This window comes from Acidicapsa borealis, from assembly GCF_059115245.1.
The window spans coordinates 677,620-698,880 of sequence record NZ_JCACNY010000001.1; the positions used below are offsets into that span (position 1 = coordinate 677,620).

General features: G+C 59.1%; 18 protein-coding genes. 7 read left to right on the top strand and 11 right to left on the bottom strand.

Annotated features, from left to right (window positions below; translation table 11 throughout):
* Positions 1 to 84 precede the first annotated feature (84 nt).
* A complete protein-coding gene (locus tag AC5S27_RS02805; protein ID WP_493937259.1) occupies positions 85 to 2,679 on the top strand; it encodes an FG-GAP-like repeat-containing protein in 2,595 nt (864 codons plus the stop codon).
* Positions 2,676 to 3,554: an SCO family protein gene (locus AC5S27_RS02810; protein WP_493933062.1), complete on the top strand. Its 879-nt coding sequence runs from the start codon at positions 2,676 to 2,678 to the stop codon at positions 3,552 to 3,554. Before AC5S27_RS02805 ends, AC5S27_RS02810 begins: the two co-directional genes overlap by 4 nt.
* Before the next feature lie 108 nt (positions 3,555 to 3,662).
* Here the strand turns inward: AC5S27_RS02810 and AC5S27_RS02815 are convergent, their stop codons facing one another.
* A complete protein-coding gene (locus AC5S27_RS02815) occupies positions 3,663 to 4,862 on the bottom strand; it encodes a pyridoxal phosphate-dependent aminotransferase (protein WP_493933063.1) in 1,200 nt (399 codons plus the stop codon).
* A gap of 196 nt (positions 4,863 to 5,058) precedes the next feature.
* On the opposite strand from AC5S27_RS02815, the gene sixA reads away from it, so the two are divergent.
* The gene (gene sixA / locus AC5S27_RS02820) at positions 5,059 to 5,607 is read left to right on the top strand and encodes a phosphohistidine phosphatase SixA (protein ID WP_493933064.1); all 549 of its coding nucleotides are present in this window, start codon (positions 5,059 to 5,061) and stop codon (positions 5,605 to 5,607) included.
* On the opposite strand, the gene AC5S27_RS02825 is transcribed toward sixA, so the two are convergent.
* From AC5S27_RS02825 to AC5S27_RS02840, 4 genes are all read right to left on the bottom strand, one after another.
* Positions 5,559 to 7,232 (bottom strand): Ppx/GppA phosphatase family protein, encoded by a 1,674-nt coding sequence (locus AC5S27_RS02825; protein WP_493933065.1) that lies wholly within the window; start codon positions 7,230 to 7,232, stop codon positions 5,559 to 5,561. The genes sixA and AC5S27_RS02825 overlap by 49 nt on opposite strands.
* A 258-nt stretch (positions 7,233 to 7,490) precedes the next feature.
* Complete coding sequence (locus AC5S27_RS02830; protein WP_493933066.1) at positions 7,491 to 8,447, bottom strand: ferritin-like domain-containing protein; 957 nt, start codon at positions 8,445 to 8,447, stop codon at positions 7,491 to 7,493.
* A 12-nt stretch (positions 8,448 to 8,459) separates the two neighbouring features.
* Entirely contained in the window at positions 8,460 to 9,350 is an 891-nt protein-coding gene (locus AC5S27_RS02835) for a ferritin-like domain-containing protein (protein ID WP_493933067.1), read from the bottom strand.
* A 562-nt stretch (positions 9,351 to 9,912) separates the two neighbouring features.
* On the bottom strand, positions 9,913 to 10,413 hold the full coding sequence (locus AC5S27_RS02840; RefSeq protein ID WP_493933068.1) for a DUF5818 domain-containing protein: 501 nt from the start codon (positions 10,411 to 10,413) through the stop codon (positions 9,913 to 9,915).
* A gap of 250 nt (positions 10,414 to 10,663) precedes the next feature.
* Here AC5S27_RS02840 and AC5S27_RS02845 point away from each other — a divergent pair, with 250 nt between their 5' ends.
* The gene (locus tag AC5S27_RS02845) at positions 10,664 to 12,673 is read left to right on the top strand and encodes an ArnT family glycosyltransferase (RefSeq protein ID WP_493933069.1); all 2,010 of its coding nucleotides are present in this window, start codon (positions 10,664 to 10,666) and stop codon (positions 12,671 to 12,673) included.
* A gap of 35 nt (positions 12,674 to 12,708) precedes the next feature.
* Here the strand turns inward: AC5S27_RS02845 and AC5S27_RS02850 are convergent, their stop codons facing one another.
* The 3 genes from AC5S27_RS02850 to AC5S27_RS02860 form a co-directional block, all read right to left on the bottom strand.
* On the bottom strand, positions 12,709 to 13,638 hold the full coding sequence (locus AC5S27_RS02850; protein ID WP_493933070.1) for an Abi family protein: 930 nt from the start codon (positions 13,636 to 13,638) through the stop codon (positions 12,709 to 12,711).
* Positions 13,639 to 13,830: 192 nt separating this feature from the next.
* The gene (locus AC5S27_RS02855; protein WP_493933071.1) at positions 13,831 to 15,006 is read right to left on the bottom strand and encodes a glycosyltransferase; all 1,176 of its coding nucleotides are present in this window, start codon (positions 15,004 to 15,006) and stop codon (positions 13,831 to 13,833) included.
* A gap of 53 nt (positions 15,007 to 15,059) precedes the next feature.
* Positions 15,060 to 15,692 (bottom strand): TetR/AcrR family transcriptional regulator, encoded by a 633-nt coding sequence (locus AC5S27_RS02860; protein WP_493933072.1) that lies wholly within the window; start codon positions 15,690 to 15,692, stop codon positions 15,060 to 15,062.
* 204 nt (positions 15,693 to 15,896) lie between these two features.
* Between AC5S27_RS02860 and AC5S27_RS02865 the strand changes: the two genes are divergently transcribed.
* Positions 15,897 to 16,883 carry a hypothetical protein gene (locus AC5S27_RS02865; protein WP_493933073.1) on the top strand — a complete coding sequence of 329 codons (987 nt, stop codon included), beginning with the start codon at positions 15,897 to 15,899 and terminating at the stop codon, positions 16,881 to 16,883.
* A complete protein-coding gene (locus tag AC5S27_RS02870) occupies positions 16,880 to 17,344 on the top strand; it encodes an ABA4-like family protein (RefSeq protein WP_493933074.1) in 465 nt (154 codons plus the stop codon). Before AC5S27_RS02865 ends, AC5S27_RS02870 begins: the two co-directional genes overlap by 4 nt.
* A 159-nt stretch (positions 17,345 to 17,503) precedes the next feature.
* Here AC5S27_RS02870 and AC5S27_RS02875 read toward each other — a convergent pair whose 3' ends face one another.
* From AC5S27_RS02875 to AC5S27_RS02885, 3 genes are all read right to left on the bottom strand, one after another.
* Positions 17,504 to 17,911, bottom strand: a complete 408-nt coding sequence (locus tag AC5S27_RS02875; RefSeq protein ID WP_493933075.1) for a MerR family transcriptional regulator — start codon at positions 17,909 to 17,911, stop codon at positions 17,504 to 17,506.
* Positions 17,912 to 17,959: 48 nt separating this feature from the next.
* On the bottom strand, positions 17,960 to 19,183 hold the full coding sequence (locus AC5S27_RS02880; protein ID WP_493933076.1) for a DnaJ C-terminal domain-containing protein: 1,224 nt from the start codon (positions 19,181 to 19,183) through the stop codon (positions 17,960 to 17,962).
* Positions 19,184 to 19,456: 273 nt separating this feature from the next.
* On the bottom strand, positions 19,457 to 20,455 hold the full coding sequence (locus AC5S27_RS02885) for a DUF4434 domain-containing protein (protein ID WP_493933077.1): 999 nt from the start codon (positions 20,453 to 20,455) through the stop codon (positions 19,457 to 19,459).
* 314 nt (positions 20,456 to 20,769) lie between these two features.
* On the opposite strand from AC5S27_RS02885, the gene AC5S27_RS02890 reads away from it, so the two are divergent.
* On the top strand, positions 20,770 to 21,114 hold the full coding sequence (locus AC5S27_RS02890) for a hypothetical protein (protein WP_493933078.1): 345 nt from the start codon (positions 20,770 to 20,772) through the stop codon (positions 21,112 to 21,114).
* Positions 21,115 to 21,261: the final 147 nt, after the last annotated feature.

Sequence of the window (21,261 nt, forward strand, 5' to 3'; positions counted from 1 at the left end):
AGCACCGACCTCTTAACGATTGTTGCGACTGCCGAGGAAGTGATGCCAGGCTTCAAATCTCAAAGATCCAATTGGCCTTTGGCAGTGACACTACTGCTCATCATGAACTGTGCGCCGGCAGGGTTGTTTTCGCGGCTCCTGGCGCAGACTGCGCCAAGTCCCCATCGCGTGGCTCCAGCTAAGAAAGAGCCCGGTACGAAAGATCTGGGCATGCTCGTAGTACCTACAGAGAAGGCTGCGCAGGAGGCGCTGGCGCAGCTTCATGCGGGGATGGATTTTGCAGTCCTGGCAAGGGAGAAATCCACCGATGCAACGTCCAAAGTCGGCGGCTACCTGGGGCCTGAGCAGAGGGCGCAGCTGAGCCCGGCGCTGCAGGCTGCGTTGAAGGACTTGAAAGCCGGGCAGTTTACCGAAGTTATTCAGGTTCCATCGGGATACGCGGTGCTGACGGTGTTTGCCTCCAGGCCGCGGACCCAGGACTTGGATGGGCAGAGGATTCTCAATCTGGCCTCGCAGGGCGCGGTGCGCGACACCATCGACATCTCTGGCATGGCGGAGGCCGATGCGGCCTTCAAGATCTACGCGAAGCCGGCAGGATGGGAGCGCGACGCAAGCGAGGCCTGCTCGATCCGGAAGGATTCGTATGCCTCGGCGGTGAAACGAATCGAGCAGATTCTGCCGCAGGCCGACGCCGACCCGGCAAGCCAGGCTGAGCCGCGCAAGCTCATGCAGGGCCATGCCACGCTGGCGCAACTCTACTCCTACATGGGTGAGATGGAGAAGTCGATTGCCGAGTGGCAGAAGGCTTACCAGATGGCGCAGGCGCATGTGCCCGGCGCGATGCCGTATTTCGAAGAGGCGCTGGGAGTAAGCTATCTCCATCTCGCGGAGATGGAGAATGGTGTCTACCGCAACCCTGGCGATCTGGGTATCTTTCCGCCGTTGCACGCTGGCACGCATTTCGAGAAGCAGAAGAACGGCAAGCTGGCGATTGAGTACTTCACCAAGTATCTGCAGCAGCAGCCGGCAAGCCTCGAGGTAAGGTGGCTGCTGAATGTGGCCTACACGACGGTGGGCGGATATCCGGCGGAGGTTCCGGCCGCATATCTGATTCCCGAGAAGGTATTCGCACACGGCGCGGACGCCCAGATCGGACGCTTCCGCGATGTGGCTCCGGCGGCAGGATTGAATGTGCTTAACGGAGCAGGCGGAGTGATCGTGGACGACTTCGATAACGACGGATTGCTCGATGTCGTCACCTCCAGCATGGATATGTGCGAGCCGGTCCATCTCTTTCACAACAACGGTGACGGCACGTTCAGTGACAGGACGGAGCAGGCAGGTCTGGCGAAGCAGATGGGCGGGTTGAACATCGTCAAGGCCGACTACAACAACGATGGCTGCATGGACCTGCTGGTTCTGCGCGGAGGATGGCAGCTTCCGCAGAGGAAGTCTCTGCTGCGCAACAATTGCGATGGAACATTTACCGACGTGACGGAGGCAAGCGGCCTGGCGAATCGAGCGACAGCAACGCAAACCGCGGTCTTCGCGGATGTTGACAACGACGGGAATCTCGACCTGTTCGTGGGCAATGAGAATTCGCCAGGCCAGTTGTTTCATAACCGGGGCGATGGCACGTTTGAAGATATTTCGCACACAGCAGGAGTCGATAAAGTCGCCTTCAGCAAGGGCGTGACAGCTGCGGATTACGACAACGATGGCTATGTGGACCTCTATGTGTCGAACGTAACGGGCGCGAACTTCCTCTATCACAACAACCATAACGGCACCTTTACAGAGGTGGGTCTGCAAGCGGGTGTACAGGCACCGTACTTCAGTTTCGCGACCTGGTTTTTTGACTACGACAACGACGGTTGGCCAGACCTGTTTGTGAACTGCTATTTCAGCTCGATGGACGATGTGATGCGGAGTTACCTCGGGCGTCCGTATATGACGGAAACGGTGAAGTTATATCGCAACCTGCACAACGGCGCGTTTGAGGACGTGACAGCGAAAGTGGGTCTCGACAAGGTCTACATGCCGATGGGCGCAAACTTTGGCGACGCAGACAACGATGGATTTCTGGATATGTATCTCGGCATGGGACAGCCATCGCTGGCCTCAATGATGCCGCATGTGCTGTTGCGGAATGAAGAGGGAAAGAAGTTCTCCGATGTCACCACTGCCGCCGGCATGGGCGAACTACACAAGGGACATGGCGTCGCGTTTGCTGATCTGGCCCGCAGCGGACACGAAGACATTCTGGCAGGGCTGGGCGGCGCAGTGCCATCGGATAAACACGCCATGCGAGTCTTCGAGAATCCAGGAAACGACAACGACTGGGTCAATGTCCGGCTGACTGGCGTCAAGAGCAACCGGTCAGCGGTCGGCGCTCGCATCGAAGTAACGGTACAGAACGATGGACACGCTGAGCGCAAGATCTATCGCACGGTTGGCGACACCAGCTCGTTTGGCGGCAATCCGGCGGAGCAGCATATCGGGCTGGGCCACGCGGCGAAAATCGTGGCCCTGGAAGTGTGGTGGCCGGCAACTAACACGCGGCAACACTTCACCGCAGTGGACAAAGACCAGTACATCAGCATCCAGGAATTCGCAAAGGAATATACCAAGCTCGACCGGCGCCCCTACCGGCTTGGCGGAACGGTAGCTGCGCGATGAGGAACCGAATCACGCGATGGGTTGCGGCACATATCGCCGGTGTGATGATGGCATCCGCTCCACTTTGGGCGGACGAGCATCATGCGGTGCGCGGCGTAGTGCTCAAAGTGGATGTGGCTCACCATCAGCTGCTGGTATCATGCGAGGCAATTCCCGGATACATGGATGCGATGGAGATGCCGTTTACAGTGCGGGACGCGAAGGCGTTGGCTGCCTTGAAGCCAGGTGAAGGCATCAGCTTCACCATGATTGCGCAGGGCAGCAAGATGTATGCGACGGGTATTCACGTGGGCGCAACTGCGACCTATGAAACCGAGCCCATGCAGGCGGGTCAGCTCACCGCAATGAGCGAAATGCTAGAGGGCACGAAGGCGCTGAAAGTAGGGGAACATGTATCCGACTTCGCTTTGACAGATCAGTCCGGAGCGACGGTTCACCTGGCACAATCCGAGGGCAAGGTGGTGGCGCTGACCTTTGGATATTCACGGTGCCCGAATCCCAACTATTGTTTCCGCCTGTCGAACAACCTGGCGAAAGTGGAGAAGCGCTTTCACGATCGTATGGGACGTGATCTGGTGCTGATGACCATCATGATCGACCCTGAGCATGACCAGGGCGAGGCATTGTCGCAGTATGCCGGAGTCTGGAAGGCGGACGCTGCCTCCTGGCATTTCCTCACCGGTCCACGGCCGGAGATCCAGCAGATCGCAGCGATGTTCGGCATGAATTTCTGGCGCGTAGAAGGGCTGCTGACGCACCCGCTGCATACGGTGATCATCGATCGCAAAGGAAGGCTGGCGGCGAATCTGGAAGGCAACCAGTTTTCAGCCAAGGAGCTAGGGGATCTGGTGAACTCAGTAATGGACCGGCGGTAAGGATTCGTGTCCGCGCGCGGTAACCTAGCCATCTTCCGCGGAGACGTAACCTGCAAACCACCGGTCTACCCGAAGCTGCTTCGACGTGTGAGTCTCCAAGACCGGCAGCTACAGCGTGAGGCTGCGCAGCCGCTGGCACGCATCGTCCAGATCCACATCCTTCTTGGCGAAGCAGAAGCGCAGCAGATTCTCTCCCAGCCCCGCCCGGAAGAATGCCGATCCCGCCACCGAAGCCACTCCCGTCTTCGCCAGCAGATTCCGCGCCTTCTTCGCCGCGTTCTCGCCCGGAATTCCGCTCGCATCCGCCAGGATGTAGTACGCTCCTGCCGGCACATACGGCTTCATCCCGGCATCGTTCAGCGCTGCCACGATCCGCGCCCGCTTGTCAAAATGGTCTGAGGCCAGCCCCGCATAAAACTCCGGCCCAAGCTGCTCCAGCCCGGCCGTAACCCCATGCTGCAACGCTGAAGGCGCACACACATAGGTCAGGTCGTGGAAGTAGCTCATCGCTCCAAGCCACTTCGCATCGGCGATCACATACCCCAGCCGCCAGCCCGTCACGGAAAAGGTCTTTGAGAATCCGGAAATCAGGATCGTCCGCTCCCGCAACCCCGGAATCGTAATCGGCGAGATATGCTTCGCTTCGCCATACACGAAATACTCGTAAATCTCATCCGAGAAGACAAACAGCTCATTCTCGATGGCCACCTGCGCCAGCGCTTCCAGCTCCTCGCGCGTAAAGATCTTTCCGCAAGGGTTCGACGGCGTATTGATGATCAGCGCCCGCGTTCGCGGCGTCAGTGCCGCCTTCAGAGCGTCCAGGTCGAAGGTCCAATCGGCCTCCGGAGTAGCCGGAGCCGTCAGCGGCACAATCACGGGTACCACCCGCATCGACTTCAGCGTGCTCGCGTGATAGCCATAGAACGGCTCAAACAGGATCACCTCATCGCCCGGATTCAGCAGGGCCATCGCCGCCGCATGCAGCCCGCCCGTAGCGCCGCTTGTCACCAGCACTTCCCGGTCCGGATCGACCTCAACGCCATTGAAGCTGCGCATCTTCGCCGCAATCGCCTGCCGCAGCCGCGCAATCCCGTCCAGCCGCGTATAGATGTTGTGTCCAGCTTGAATCGCTGCAATCGCAGCCTGGCTCACCGCCGCCGGCACCTCGGTATCGCAAATGCCCTGCGCCAGGTTCACGCCGCCAATCCGGTCACACTCCATGCTCATGGCGCGAATCTCGGATTGCAAAGCCCTTGGGGCAAGGTCACTCAGATGTAGTTCTTGGGTCGTCGTCGCAGTTGCACTCATTGTGTCCATCCTAAAAAGATACCAGTGGATCGATTCAGCTTCAGAAATATCATGCCCAGGCCCATCCCGAAATGGCTCAAACCGGGCAGAATACTCTCCAGGACCAGATGCCCCGTGAGTGTTCCATTGTTACAACCATGTTAAAATAACGGTTATGGAGTGGTCTTAACCCTAACATTCCACTGCAAAGAACCTTATGAACCTCTACATCATGCGCCACGCAGACGCGGGCGTTTCTCGCGAAAATCCCGTTCTGGACGCCAAGCGTGGTCTGATCAAAGAAGGCAAGCAACAGTGCATGTTGATGGCCGGCGTGCTCACAGGCCTCAAGGCGCAGATCGATGTCATCATCTCCAGCCCACTCAAGCGCGCCCGTCAGACCGCCCAGTTTGTGGGAACGGAGATCGCCTTTGACGCTCCCATCCTCACCTCACCGGCACTCGGATTCGAAGCAGATTTCGCAGCTTTTCAGCAGCTCATTTCCGAGCACTATGACCGTGAAGGCGTACTGGTCGTCGGACACAATCCCAATCTGCACCAGTTCATCGCGCGCCTCGTGAGTGGCAACGGCAACGGGCACGCTCCCACGGGAGGCGGCAGCATCCGCCTGCGCAAAGGCGCGATGGTGCGCATCGACATGGCCAAACGGCCCGCTCAATTGCAGTGGCTGATCGACCCGCGCCTGGCTCGCGTCATCTACAGCAGCGTGACAAAGAGTTCCCGGCCAAAAACTTCGCGGAAGTAAGCCGCCTCTTTGCGCAGCGACCACAGCTCCAGCTCCGCACCCGTGCGCCCCGGCTCCAACTCCAGCAGCACTCGCTTGGGATAGACCCGCGCCGCCACTCGCAGCACGTCGGAAGCGCGATCCTGGTTCAGCGCCCGCGCCAGCCGCAGCAGCACCACGCTCTTGGCCACATTGGCATGCTCCGCAGGCGGAATATTTCGCATCGCCCGGTCCCCCGGCTGCGGACGCGTCTTGCCCAGGTACCGCGCAATCGCAGAGATAATCGTCCGCTGCGGCAGCGTGTACCCATAAATCTCCGAGCTCGAAATAATGTACTGCGAGTGACGATGATGCCCCTGGTGATTCAGAAACTTGCCCGTCTCATTCAGGATGGCCGCAGCAGCCAGCCAGTTCTCATACTCGGCAGGTAGCTTGTGCAGCGCCGCCAGGTCGCGAAAGAGCTGCTCCGCATGCGCCCTCACCGGCTCCGCCTGGCGCAGATTCACGCCGTAGCGCTTCGCCGTCGCCAGCACGCTCTCCCACCGCTCCTGCTCAAACTGCTGATGCGCGGTCGCTCGATCATCCTGCTCTGCCAGCATCTGCGCCAGAATGCCATCCCGCAGTCCCAGGTCCGAATAGCGGAACCCATCCAGATCAAACACCTCCAGCAGCTCCGCATACACAAACGCCCCGGCCACAATAATCTCCGCGCGCTTCGGTCCAATCCCCGGAACCGCCGAACGCTGTGCCATGGTCATCTTGCGCAACTTGGTAGCCAGCCGCCGTACCTGCTGCTGCGTCGTAATCCCTAGCGGAGTTACCTCGGCAGCTTTGGAGGCTGACTTGGCGATCGGTTTGGCAACAACTTTGCGCCGGATCCCGGCAGCCCTCGTACCAGCTTTGATCCCGGCCTTTGCGCCACCCTTCAAAGCCGCACCGCGGCTCTTCGCCGCCGTCTCCGGCTTCACCAGCGTCATATGCGCCTCAGCCAGCGCCGCCGCCGTCCCGGAAGTAGCGATCACCAGCGGCACATGCTCCGGCTGTATCCGCCGATGCGCCCGCCTCAGCTCCCGCACGATGAACTGCTTCATCCGCGCCAATCCCTCTTCCGTCGGCGGATCGGTCGGAATAAACTCCTGCGTCAGCCGCACCGCGCCCAGCGGCAGGCTCACCGTGTCCTTGATACGCTTGTGCTCGCTGAGCGTAATCTCGCAGCTTCCACCACCTACATCCACCAGGATCACCCGGCCATTCGTGCCTGGCTCGTTGGTCATCACTCCGCGATGGATCAGCCGGCCCTCTTCGAGCCCGGAGATGATCTCGATCGTCCAGCCTGTCTCCGCCTTGGCCCAGGTCAGAAACGCCTGCGCATTCCGCGCATCGCGCATCGCCGCCGTCGCCACCACGCGAATCTGGTCCACACCATGCGCCTGCACCGCCCGCTGAAATCGCTTCAGCGCCTTCAGCGTCAGCGCCATCGCCTCCGGAGAAACCAGTCCGGTCTGAAAGACACTTGATCCCAGCCGCGTCACCTCGCGGTCTTCATGCAGCGTTTTCAAACGATGCGCAACCACCCGCGCAATCTTCAGGCGGCAGGAGTTGGAACCGATATCAATGGCAGCCAGCGTAGCGGCAAGAGTAGGCATGGAAGAAGTCTCGCCGCGCTTTCAGATCGCACCCATCACGCAGCCTATGGCAACAATACAATACCCGCATCGCCCAAGATGATCGCCAAAAGAAAAAGCAGGCCGCCCCGGCTGGGCCCATAAGGTCCAGCCAGAACAGCCTGCGTGAATTCCCCTGGCCTGTTCTCATGCCCGTTCTCTGGCCTGGGGCAGAATTGGGGGAGAGCCCCTCGGCCCGGATGGCTTAATGCCTGGCCCCGGGCCGGTTCCGTGACGACACTACTTGATGGTCCCGTTCAAGCCGTTCGGGAAGAATCCACCCGGATTACCTGCAGCATTGGCATAGACAATCGACAACACCTGTGCCGCGGTCCGGCCCGGAGCAATGCTGGTGTCCAGCGGAGCATTGACAATCGTCGAAGCCTGATAGCTCGCCGAAGTGCCATTCAGACTATCCATTGTCGTTGTAAGACCGATGTCATCGTTGCCGGTGCCATCGAGCGTCGCCCGCAGATTGCTGATCTTGGTTGCCGTCGCTGCAATCCCCAGCGTTGGATCCGCCTGATCCATCGCCCAGAGCGTCGTCCTGATCAAGCCTGCGTGGTACGCTTCCACCGCGTGGATGCCAACTCCGGCGCCCAGGATAGACTTGTCGGTAATCAGCCCCGCTGCTCCGTGATAGGCCGTCACACCCACGTCTTCGAAGATGTAAGAACCAAGCAGGAAATTCACGTCGCTGGCGAATGGATCGAATGCCGGTCCAATGCCCGCCGCCGCGGCTGCTGCGTTGAAGCTGTTATAGAGATCAATGTTCGGCTGCCCCACCGCAGCAGAACCCAGGGCACTGCGCAGGAAGGAAACGTGCTTTCGCTCTTCCCCGGCAATTTCATACGCATACGCAGCCACATTCGAACTTACGAACGGAACCTTGCAGGCTGCCGGACCCCCCGGCTTGGTGGTCACAGTGCCGCCGCCCTGGGAGGTCGTTCCAGGACCGTTACTGACATGGAACGTATCAATAAACGCGCCCGAGTACGCCAGCGTGTAGAACTGCGCCTCGAGATACTCCAGGTTCAGCGCAAAGTTAAGGATGTCCGTGTCCGTCAGCGTCGCAGCATTGGCCTTCGGCGTATCCGCCAGGAACACTCCCGCGAGGGCGGCGCCGCCAAGCGTCATGATCATCTTGCGGCGGCTGGAGATTACTTCATCTAGAATTTGAGTCTCTGTCGTTGCCATGATTCTCCGTCCTTAGGGGGTGGTGGATTTGATGGTGCCGTTCAAGCCAAGCGGGAAGAACAGACCCGAAGCCACATTGCCGCCGACCATGCCGTACACAATCTGCAGAACCTGATCTGTCGTGCGCGAGAAGGCAATGGCATTCGTCGGGTCAGACGCCACAATCGATGTGCCCGACAACGTCGTCTCGTTGCCGCCGCCAAGCGTGGCGCGCAGCGCAGAGATCTTGTTGGCCAGGTTGACATACGTCTGTCCAGCCGCATGCACCAGCGTGCGAATCTCGCCCGCGTGATAAGCCTCCACTGCCTGGATACCCGCCGCCGCATTGAGGAAATTCTTGTCCGTCAAAAGCGGCGCAGCCCCCGTATAAGCAGTTACACCCACGTCTTCAAAGATGAACGCACCCAGCAGGAACGTCTCGTAACTCGCAAACGGATTGAATGTCGAACCAATCCCCGCGGCAGCAGCTGCGGTGTTGAAGCTGTTCTTCAAATCGATATCCGGCATCGACACGGCTGTCGTTCCCAGAGCCGACCGCAGAAAGCGCACGTGATTCAACTCATCCTGAGCAATCTCGTACGCATACTCCTGCTGGATCTTGGTGGCAAACGGAACCTGCGCTCCGCCCGTAACCGTTCCTGCGTTGGAGCCCATATCCGCCGCCGACAACCCTGATCCGGTTGCCGCGTAAAGATAGTACGACGCCTCAAGATACTCAAGGTTCAAGGCGAAGTTCAAAATATCGGTGTCAGTGATATCGGGAGTGGTGGGAGGAGTTGTGGGGAGGCTAGTCGTGTCGTGATGACCACACCCCACAGCGGTAAGTGTAGCGGCTGAGCCGGCACCTACCAGAAAATTGCGCCGAGTTACCGCGCTGCTGAGCAATTCATTTGCCTTATGCACCAATACACCTCTTTCATTTCGGGGGTTTCAACGGGTATTGCATTTTCTGACAGGCGCTGACCTTTGCTGACATGTCAACTCTGTTTTGGCCAATTGTGTTGCGAACGAAGTTTAGCTACAGAAATGATTTCTGTCACCTCCGTTAAGTAACCTCGCCTTCGTGTGGGATAAATTTGAGCCCGGGCACAGCCCGGACTGACTTCGATTTACTGGATACGCCGCTACATCCGATTCAGATTTGCCCCAACAGGAAATTTCGCCCAGCCTTCCTGACCAGCGTTTCTGATCGGGGCATGCACAGTTACCCAACATGGATTTCAACCCACTGCAGATTCAGATTCGTTGTTTGAACGGTCCTGATAGGGGAAGAACCCCGTTAGCCATGAGTTACCACCCCAACATGCGACGTGCTGTTCTGTTTCGCTCATGTCAAACATCAGACTTTAACCCATGAAAAATTCGTCGCCAACCTACGATCCGAGGCAGTATCGTGCACCGCACGACGAAAAAAGCGAGAGGCAAATGCCCCTCGCTTCGAAAGCAGCCCCAGCTATGCTTACCGCTACGGCGCCGGATAGGCCATTGCGCCATCGCGGCCCGGCTCTTCAATCTCCTGTACATGAATCAATCGTGCCGACTCCTCCAGTTGTCCGCTCACCTTGACCGGCCGCCCCTCGAACGCCTGGGCACTGTTCACCGCGTCCAGCCGGTACTCCTCGCCCGAAGTGTCGCGCAACAAATAGTCCGAGCCCTCCCGCACGACCGTTCCATGGAAGGCCTGAGCCGCGGCCTTCTCGCCAGCAGAATCTGCCCGGATCCCCGAAGGTCCATGCGCCCGGATCGCTGACGGGCCCTGAGCAGGTCGTGGCATCTCCCTGCGATTGGCAACCTCGATCGCATGATCGGCAATCGCCAGCCCAGCATCATGACTTGCCGCATCCGCACCCGCCGGACGAGACTGCAGCATCCTGCCCGCCATCCCCAGCATCAGTGTGAACGTCACCAGTGCAGTCGCGCCCTGGGCCCGAAGAACTCGATTTCGATTCTCAATTGAATTTCGCATCGGCTCGTACCTCGGCAAAAGCACATCTCTTGCATCACAACTCATTGCAACCAGTGGGCCGAACCGCAAATTGCGCCAAAACAAACAGTTAGACGGCAAACCCTCGTCTACTTCAGTCTTCGATGCGAAGATTTTGCATAGCAAAGGGTGTAAGAACTCCCTGTTACCGCATCCGCGCCTCCCAATCACTGAAAACCCCCAGTTGGCGGGCTGATATCCTTATTCGTTAAGCCTCACCAAGCAAAACCCCATGACAGATACGACAAAACCGGTTTCTCCTCTGAAGTCCTCTCCCTCCGTTCTCGCGGCGTGGATTCTCCTGCTTCTGGTTTTCGCCGCCATTTACCTGGCTGCGCTCCATACCCCGCCATTGCTCGATGACGCCGACGCGACCCACGCGCAGGCCGCCGCGCACATGGCTGAAACCGGCGACCTCGTCACACTCAAGGTCAATGGCATCCGCTACCTCGAAAAGCCTCCACTCCCGTACTGGATCGTTGCCGGCCTCTACAAGGTCCTCGGCGAAAACGCCTACGCGACCCGCCTGCCCAACGCGCTCGCCGTCCTCGGCTGCGCCTGGATCGCCTGGCTCTGGTGCCGCCGCGCCTGGGGAGACCGCGCCGCGCTCTTTGCCGCACTCGGCACCCTCACCGCCGTCGGACCCTTCTTCTACACCCGCTTCTACATTCCCGAAGCCCTGCTCAGCTTCTTCCTGCTGCTGGCGCTCTACTGCTTCCTGACAGGCATCGAAAGCCGCCGCTCCGGCCGCTTCTACGTAGCCTGGGCCGCCCTGGCGCTCGCGATGCTCACCAAGGGCCTCATCGCCCCGGTCTTCTTCTTCGCCGCCGCTATCCCCGTTCTCCTGCTCAGCGGCCACTGGCGTCGTTGGCGCCAGCTCAAGCCCGTCACCGGCATCCTTCTCTTCCTCGCCATCGCAGCCCCGTGGCACATCCTTGCCGGTCTGCGCAATCCCGATCAGGGCCACCCCATCGGGAATATTCCCACCTTGGGCAATGTCCACGGATTCTGGTATTTCTACTTCCTCAACGAACACTTCTTCCGCTTTCTCGGCACCCGTTACCCCCACGACTACAACCGCATCCCGTTCATCTTCTACTGGCTGATGCACCTCATCTGGATCTTCCCCTGGAGTCTCTTCTTCCCCGCAGCGCTCATCATCGCCTGGCGCACGCGCGGTCAATGGATGCAGCATCTCCGCAAGGACGCAGGCCAGACCGTCGACTTCTACCTCGACCACGCCGTTCGCGAAGATGTCGGCAGCTTTATCGAGCGCCTCAAATTCCGCACCCGCTCCGCCTGGCTGCTCGGCATCTTCGCCGCCTTCACCCTGCTCTTCTTCTCGCTGTCAACGAATCAGGAGTACTACACCTGGCCCTCGTGGATTCCCATCATCATGCTCACCGCCGCCATGCTCGCCGGCATCGAGCAAGCCTGGGAACACGGCCACCGCAACAAGAAAGACAAGTATGACAAGGTCCGCGTCCCCGGCAGCCTCTGGGTCCTGAACGCGCACATAGCCTTCACCATGGCCGGAGCCGGCATCGCCGCAGCCCTGCTGCTCGGCCTGTGGGAATCACGCAATCTTCCCTTTGTCCCTGACATCGGCACCCTGCTGGCCCACCGCGCCGTCGGAGACTACTCGCTCTCCATGTCGCACTTCTTCGATCTCACCGGCCCATCTTTCGCCGCACTCAGACTGCCCGCCGCCCTCGCAGCGATCGCCTTGCTGCTCGGTCCATCCACCGGACTAGGACTGCGCCTCATCCGCCGCAATGTGGCAGCAACTGTAAGCGTAGGCCTCACCGCCGCCGTCTTCCTCGTCGCCGCCCACATCGCCTTCGCCCGCTTCGAACCCATGCTCAGCTCCAAGCAGCTAGCCGACACCATCATGCAGCAGGGAAGCGCCGCCGACGAATTCATCATCTTCGGCGACCAGTCCGACGCGTCCTCGGTCGTCTTCTACACCCACCGCTTCTTCGGCAAACCAGCCCTGCTCGTCATGGAACGCTGCTCGCAGCACGGAAACGGCTCATCGCTCCTCTGGGGATCATGCTGGCCCGACGCGCCGAATATCTTCCTCACCCAGGACCAGCTGGCATCCCAGTGGGGACAGGGCCCACGCCACTGGCTCTTCGCCCAGGACACCAACCGCTCCAAAGTCGAGCAGTTGCTAGGCGCCAAACTAATCCCAGTCCAGACCATCGCCGACAAGACCCTCTGGACGGACCGGCCACTATAAGTCCACCCACTCTAGCACCCGCCAATTAGGTGGAATCACTGCCAAAACGGCAGTGATTCCCAATTCTTAGGAAAACCTGCCTGCGCTGGACTGGCAATTCCAGCACGTGGAAAAGCAGCGATCAGTGCCTTGAGTCGATCCTTCCAATCACTTCCAGGATGGATCGTTCTCAGCATGTGCAGAAGAATTGCTGCTGAACCGTAGATTTTCGACTGCGCTGTCATATCAAGGATAAGGTGATCAAATTCGGGAATTTCGCCCGGCTTGGTCAGTACTGGATGCGCAGAGGCTAACGACCGATTCCATAGCCGTCCGTGGTGTGCGCAGATGTTCCGAACAACATTCAAATTCTTTGTCCAACTAGGTAGAATGTCTGGCCTGGGTAGCAGAAATCTGGATGATATTGACGCCACATCGGGTATCTTCATCCCGTTGAGCAACACCGACATCATGCCAAAGTCCCATAGTTCACAAGCTATCCATATAGGCGGGTCGCCAAGATAACGAGACTTGAAGTGGCGTATATAGTCGTCCTTTGACTCGTTGAATTTCTTGGACTGTTTGACAACCCAGTCATCGTGCCGCGAACGCCCTGAAAGCCCACGCGAAACGAACCGCGGATGAAATTGCTTGACATCAAGATGAGCAAAGCTGTTTCTTGACCCAAGCCGCAAAACAATCTCAACGCGAAGTCCGACTTCGACGGTTTCTATCGCATCGAGAAAGAGCATGCGCAATCGCTTATCAAATAGACAAAGATTGGCCACGTGCTTGAATGTTGTTCCCGGCTGAAAATCGTCTTGAATCAACACCGTTGAAGCAAGCGTCGCCGGATCGACCACGACCTTGCTTTTCCGAAAGGGATAGGCATATCCAGAGAATCGATAGTATCCAATTGTTCGCAGCCAGTCAGATGCCGTCTGCTGGTCATCGATGATCAAACCCCTACTGATCAGCAGGTTCAACTGTTGCGAAATCGACAGAAACGGTTTGGAGTACGGGGATGGAGGGACAGAGGGTAAACCCATAATTGCCTATATAAACGGAAGACCGGCCCGTACGCTTTCGCGAAGAGGGACCGGCCATAATGTAATCAGTATGAGATAGAAGAGATTGCAAAGTCAATCTCTTCTATCTTGTATTTATTTAGAAGAGTCTTACTCCACAGCCCGCATACGCCCCTCGGCCAGCAGATCGTAAAGCCGCCCACGCCACAAGATCCGGCTCGAAGCGTAGCTAGCCGCCCAGAATCCAAACCCCATCAAATCCCGCAGCGGATACAACACCAGCAACCCAAACAGATCCGTGTCCCCAACCACCACCCGGCCGGCCGCCCACGCAATCGCCCAACGCGTCACTACACTGAACGCCAGCAGGCTGACTCCAAGCAGAGGCCACCCAGCAGCAATCCCCGCCGCCAGCCCCAGCAGTCCAAACGGCAAACTGAACGTCAACGCCGTCCCAAAGTGCCCCTTCGGCCGCGAAAACCGCGTCGAAGTCATCCACCGCACCTGGTGCTTCAGCGAATGCACAAAGCTCTCGTTGATCACAATGTGATCGATCGCATGCTGGCTAAGCGCCACCGTCCGCCCCTGCTTGAAAACCCAGTTCCCCAGCAGATAATCATCCGAGCAATAATCGCCCAGCGCACCAAATCCACCCATCGTCGCCACGCACTCCGCGCGTACCGCCATCGTCGGCCCCAGTACAAACTGCATCCCCTCCAGCATGTTCGCCACCAGCACCCCGGCAGTCATCTCCACCGACATGCCTACAGCCTCGATCCGCGCCCACAGCCCGCCCTCAGCCGCTACTCCCCGGTAAAGGCATGTCATCGCCCCCACCTGAGCCTCCGCAAATGGAGCCGCCACCTCACGCAGATACTCAGGCGTCACCCGCACATCCGAATCGCTGATGACCAGAATGGAATACCGCGCCGCCGCCCCCATCACCTCCAGCGAATGCACCTTGGCGTTGATGTACTTGGGCTCTCCGGTATGAAAGAAATGCGTAGCAATCCGCGGATACCGCGCCGCCACCCGCCGCGCAATCGTCAGCCCCGGATCATCCTCCGAGCGAGCGCAAAACAGCACTTCAAACTCCGGATAGTCCTGTTCGTAAAAGGTGGCCAGATTGGCCTCAAGCCCCGGCTCAGCTCCATGCAAAGGCTTCAGCAAGCTAAGCGGAGGAGCCTCGCTTCCAACAGGAATCGCCGAACGCCGATGATGCCATGCCCCCGCCACCACCATCCCCGCGAAGACAGTCGAGGTGATCAGTCCAAAGACCGCCAAACCAAGAAGAATATGAGATATCCAGATATACGCGTGCAGCATGCCTGTATCAGCATACCCGCCGCAGTCGCAGAAACAGGGAACTTACCGGGAACTCAGTTGGATTGGCCAACATCCATCCCAATCATCAGTCGCAGCGTCCGCCTCAACTGAGTTTCAATTTCGCGCGCATCCGTCATCCCCACAAACGCCGTCTCCATCTGCAGCATGGCAAATCCATGCGCCACCGACCAGCACGCCAGCACCATATCGTGCCTCACAGCAGGCGAAGCCTCCGGATGCAGCTCTGCCACTCCCCGGACCAGCAAATGAAACCCGCTCACCTGCTCGTCCTGCTCCAGCGGCGGCGCGCTCATATCCCTCACCCCAAACATCACCCGGAAATGCGCCGGATGCCGCAGAGCAAACAGCACATACGCCACCCCCAACTCCTCAATCCGTGCCCTAGCCGTCTCCCCCCCAGCAAAAGCATCGCCCAAAGCCGCGTTGAACAGCTCAAACCCCTGCGCCTGGATCGCCCCCAGCAACGCATCCTTGTCCGCAAAATGCCGGTAAGGCGCAGCCGTGCTCACCCCTGCCATCACCGCCGCATCCTTCAAACTGAACCCTTTGACGCCATGCCGGTCAATCAGCGAAAGCGCCGCCGTCATCAGCGCAGCCCGCAGATCTCCGTGGTGATACGCCCTGCGCTTCTGTGATCCGTCTTCACCCGCTTTTTTCCTCGTCAAAGTCTCCGCCATTTCACTAAGCACTCGATATTGCCTTTTGGCTTGTCATTCCCGAAGGGAATCTGCTGTTGCCTTCGACACACAGCGGTGATTCCACATCCAAATGTAAATCAATCTAACATTTTCCTTGCATTCCTCGAAATCAATGTTATTTTGATTAACATTGCAGCCGGACGCAACGATCCGCCGCACAGGGAGGCCACCATGGTCGAAACAATCCCCAATCCGTACACGGTTACCCAGCGGCCTGCCGCGTCAGCCCTCTGGAAGCTTCTCTACACCGGCTCCAGCTGGCTCACCCTCACCGGTGCCCTCATGCTCGCGGATATCGTCGTCTGCCTCATCGGACTCGCGGCAGACCCCACCCTGATCACCGGCGCCCCAGCCTGGCTCAAGCCCCTCAAGTTCGCCATCTCCACTGTCTTCTTCAGTCTCACGCTTGCCTGGATGATCGGCAAACTGCAGAAGCGCCGTTGGTTCGCAAGACTCCTTGGCGCGGTGATCGCCATCGCCCTCATCATCGAGATCATCCTCATCGACATGCAGGCCGCCCGCCACCACACAAGCCACTTCAACATCGGCAAGACCTTCGACGGCGAGATCTTCGCCATCATGGGCGTCTCCATCGCCCTCCTCTACGCATCGACAGCGATCCTCTTCCTCCTCACCTGCTTCGAGCGCTTCGGTAACAGGGCGGTAGGCTGGGCAATCCGTCTTGGCCTCCTGCTCTCCCTCGCCGGCATGGGCACCGGAGTCCTCATGGTCCTTCCCACCCCACAACAACTCGCAGCCGCCGAAGTCACCGGCCAACTCCCCCGCTCCGGTGCACACACCGTAGGCGCCCCCGACGGCGGTCCTGGCCTCCCACTCACCAACTGGAGCGCCGATCACGGCGACCTCCGTATCGCCCACTTCCTCGGCCTGCACGCCATGCAGATATTGCTGCTAGGCTGGTTTCTCACCCGTCGCAGTTGGACGGGCCAGAGCCAACTCCGCCTTGTCCTCACACTGACAGCAAGCAGCACCCTTGCCTTCGCGATCGTCCTGCTGCAAGCCCTGAAAGGCCAGTCCATCCTCCATCCCGATGCCCAGATCACCACAGCCTGGCTGGCATGGGCCGCCATCACAGCAGCAGGACTCTTTTGGTCCGCAGCAAACCGTCACCCACTCACCTTGGAGAAAGCCCAATGATCCAAACGATTACGCCAGACGCACTCTTCAGCCTCTGCGGCGCGCTCGCCATGTTCGGCTGGCTCGGCCTCGTGCTCGCCCCACTCTGGCCAGCCATCCCGCGGGACCGCTACCCGCGACCGATCTTCGCCATCGCCATTCCAGCCATCATCGCCATCGTCTACACGGCCATCATTGCCACCCACTGGGCAGGCCACCCCGGCGGCTTCAACTCGCTCGATGCCGTCATGCAGCTCTTCACCGACCGCTGGCTCGTCACAGCAGGGTGGGTCCACTACCTGGCATTCGATCTGTTCATCGGAGGCTGGGAACTCTCAGACAGCCGCCAGCGCGGCATCCATCACCTCGCCGTCATACCCTGCCTGTTATTGACATTCTTCTTCGGCCCGATCGGCCTGCTCACGTACCTGGGAATACGCGCCATCTTCAGCAAGCGCAGCGTACCGGAAGCCATCAACTAAAATGCCCAGCCAAAACTCGCTCACCTCAGCAGAGCCGAGGTGAGCCTTCCCGAGAGCGGTGATCGTAATACCAGAAGTGAATCTACTTGTGCCGTTGCTCTTGCAGTTGCTTTTCTGGTTGTCATTCCCGAAGGGAATCTGCTGTTCGCTTTTCCCGAATCAGGACTGCTTTCGCCCACCAGCCTTAGCCACCACGATAGGCTTCCGCATCGGCACCATCGCCGACTTCGAACCCATCCCCGCAGCCTGGTTCACATGCGCCAGCATCTCCGTCCGCACATACTCCACAAAGCTGTGCATCTGCCGGTTCATCTCCTCCATGCGCTCACGCATCTGCAGGATGATCCCAATCCCGGCAATATTCACCCCAAGGTCCCGAGCCAGGTTCAAGATGAACTCCAGCCGCTCCAGGTCCTCGTCCGTATACAGCCGCGTATTCCCATCCGTCCGCGAAGGCTTCAGCAGCCCCTCGCGCTCATACAGACGCAGCGTCTGCGGATGAATCTCATACATCTCAGCCACCGCCGAGATCATGTAAGCGCCCTTCGATTTACGTTTCGCTGTCATAGGCTTTTACAGAGAACATATCAAGCTTGAGGGGCGTCCTTGCAGCCCTTACAGCTTGTCAAACAAAGTAACCCGCGGATCCTGGTTATTCAGCTTCGCAAACTCCCGCATAATCTCCCGGCTGCGCTCATCATTCAATTGCGGGACCACAATCTCGACGGTCACAATCTCATCCCCGCGCGTCCCCGGCACTGAAGCATTCTCGACGCCCCGCTCCCGCATCCGCAGCTTCTGCCCACTCTGCGTCCCAGGCGGAATCTTCAACTGCGCCCGCCCATCGATCGTCGGCACATCCACCTTCGCGCCCAGCGCAGCCTCAGCAATCGTGATCGGCACCGTGAGGTGAATGTCATCCCCCACCCGCGAGAACACCGGATGCGTCCCGATCTTCACGATGATGTAGAGATCCCCCTGCGCCCCGCCATTGGTTCCGGCATTGCCCTTGCCCTGCAGCCGAATCCGCTGTCCATCCCGCGTCCCCGGCTTGATGCGAAACTCGATCGGCTCGGTCTTGTTCACTAGTCCCTCGCCATGGCAAGTCGGACACTCATTCGAAATCCGCCCCGACCCCCCGCATCGCGGGCAAGCGATATTGAACTTCATCCGCCCGCCCATCTGCGTCACCTGGCCGCTCCCGCTGCACTCCGGGCATGTCATCGGAGCGCCCGTGGAAGCCTGCCCATGACAAGTCGGGCAAGTCTCCTGCCGCCGAATCTCCAGCCGTGCATTTCCCCCGCGAATTGCCGTCCAGAAATCAATCTGCGCCTGGTACTCGAGATCCGACCCCGGCTCCGGCGCGCGCATACCACCACCGCGCCGCTGGCCCTCATTCCCCGTAAAGATCCCCGAGAAAATATCCTTGAAGCTACCCCACGAAGCCGAACCAGCCCCGCCGCCGGCCCCCGGAGGCATACCGCCACCCGCGCCCGGTGTCCCGCCAAACCCTGAGAAATCAAATCCCCCAAAGTCCACCGGAGGCCCCTGCCGCCCGCCACCCGCCTGCTGCCGCGCATACGCCTCAGCCGTCGCCGGGTCGATCTGGTCCGAGTAGAAACCCACCTGGTCATAGACCTTGCGCTTCTTCTCGTCGCTCAACACATCGTTAGCCTCGGAGATTTCCTTGAACTTCTCCTCAGCCTTCTTGTCATTGGGGTTAACGTCCGGATGATACTTGCGCGCCAGCTTACGAAACGCCTTCCGGATCTCGTCCGAAGTCGCCGTCTTCTTGACGCCGAGTGTGCCGTAATAATCCTTGTTCTGAGTCGTGGACATAGTCGCCTGTCTATAAGTTTACGGCAATCTTCGCCACAATGTATGCGATAACCTGAGTCAATCTCTATAAATCCACTCTCCCAGACCCGGCCGCGCTCCATCCGCCAATCCAGATCCCAATACGGATCATCGCGCGGACTACTGCCAAGGGAATCCGCACTGCAGGGCCAACGGCCCGCTCCATACCAGCCTGGGGCAACGCCCCAGGGTACGGAAGCCAGAAAAACTCCGAAGGGCTGAAGGCCCGCCCCATAATCGTGAACAGACAGGCCTTTAAACGCCCAACTCACCCCGCCACCGCATGTAATCCGTATACAGCCGCGTCGAAGCCGCACCCCCCGCAAACGCCTCCGAACCCGGCTTATTCATCATCCCTTGATACTGGTACACCAGAATCTGGTCCACCCACGGCGACACCGCCTCCAGCTGCTGCCGAACCCGCTCAAACGCAGCCGGCACCAGCGCGCTCTTGTACACCTCGCCCTCAAACTCAAAGATCTCCACATCCGCCCAGATCTTTGCCTTCCGCGAACGGTCATGCGCCTTCCGCAGCCCCTCGTAAAACGCAGAAGTCTCGCTCACCTTCGACTTCCGCACCCCCACCTCATCCTGATACGCCACAATGTCCACATCCATCGCGTCCAGCTGGCGCACATACGCCTCATCGGGAATCGCAACCCGCGTACCATACGGCGCAATCATGATCTTCGCCTCCGGCTTCACCTGCCGCGCCACCCGCGAATTCGCATTCACATAGCGCAGAAACTCCGCGCTATACCGAGGACTGATCTCCGCCTCATCCGGCCAGTACCACCCATAAAAACTCGCATGGTGCCCATACCGCCCAGCCACCTCTTCAATCGACCGCAGCCGGCGCTTCTCCGCCACCATGTCAGAGATCGTCGCGGCACTTTCCCAATCCCCATAAAACCCGCCGCCCACAAAGAACTTCACCCCATACCTGTCCGCCGCCGCCAGCACCGCCTCCAGCGGATCGTCACACGCCAGCTCCCACTTCGGAAAGATCGCAGACGTATAAAACGAGCGGTAGTAAACCGCCGTAGCCATCAGCACCAGGTACTCAATCCCCGCCTCCGCAATCTCCTTCACCTTCGCATCCCACTGCGCAGCCGTAAAACGCGCCAGCGCCGGATTCCAATCCACACCCTCCACCGTCGCATGATGCTGAAACTCAAACCAGCTCCCGGTAATCCGCTTAGTCCCCGGCGCAGTCCCCGCTATGACCTCCGCCTCAGCCCCAGACTGAGTCATGAGCGGAACACTCGCCGGCCGAGACGCAGCGATCAAAGGCCAGGCAGCCGCTCGCCGCGACCCCGCCAACCCAGCTGCACTCCATCCAAGCGCAGATAGAAAACTCCGCCGGTTCCACCTCATCCAATGCCCCAATCCCGCGCCTGCCAGACGCGTCAATCTCCCACAGATTGTACGTCGAATCTGGTCCCGCCAAAGAGCAAGCGGTCCATCCCACATCTCGAACACTCGCTTGGCCGCACCCTATTTCCCAGGGCATCTCAAAGTCACATAAGCTCATCAAACAACAGGTATGGATAGTTCGAAAGGAAAATATGTACATCCGTAACACGTCGCTTCTTCTGCAATCCGCTCTTCTCGCAGTCCTAAGCGTGGGCGTAGCGTCCGCCCAGCAGCCGGCCTCCGACCCACAAACTCCCCCGGCAAGTTCTCAGGCTGATCCGTCCACTCCGATGACGAAGGATCAGATGAAGCAACAGAGAAAGCAACAGAAGCTCGAAGAAAAAGCCGCCAACGCAAAAGCCAAGGCAGCCAAGAGCGAAGCCAAAGCCAAGAAGGCCGACGACAAGAGCGTCCAGGACCAGGAAAAATCGACTCAGAAGCAAGACCAGGCAACACCCCCTCCCCCGCCTCCTCCAACACCGCCCCCAAGCAACTAACCTAAGTCAGCCCTTAAGTTGAAATGCAAGTGTCGTAAACTAGCAATAGCTTCGCAGGTGGCGTCCACACCCACGGATACCCAATAAGTAAAAGCCCCAGCTTGATAACCTGGGGCTTTTGTAATGCCTGAAAATTTATGGCCAGCC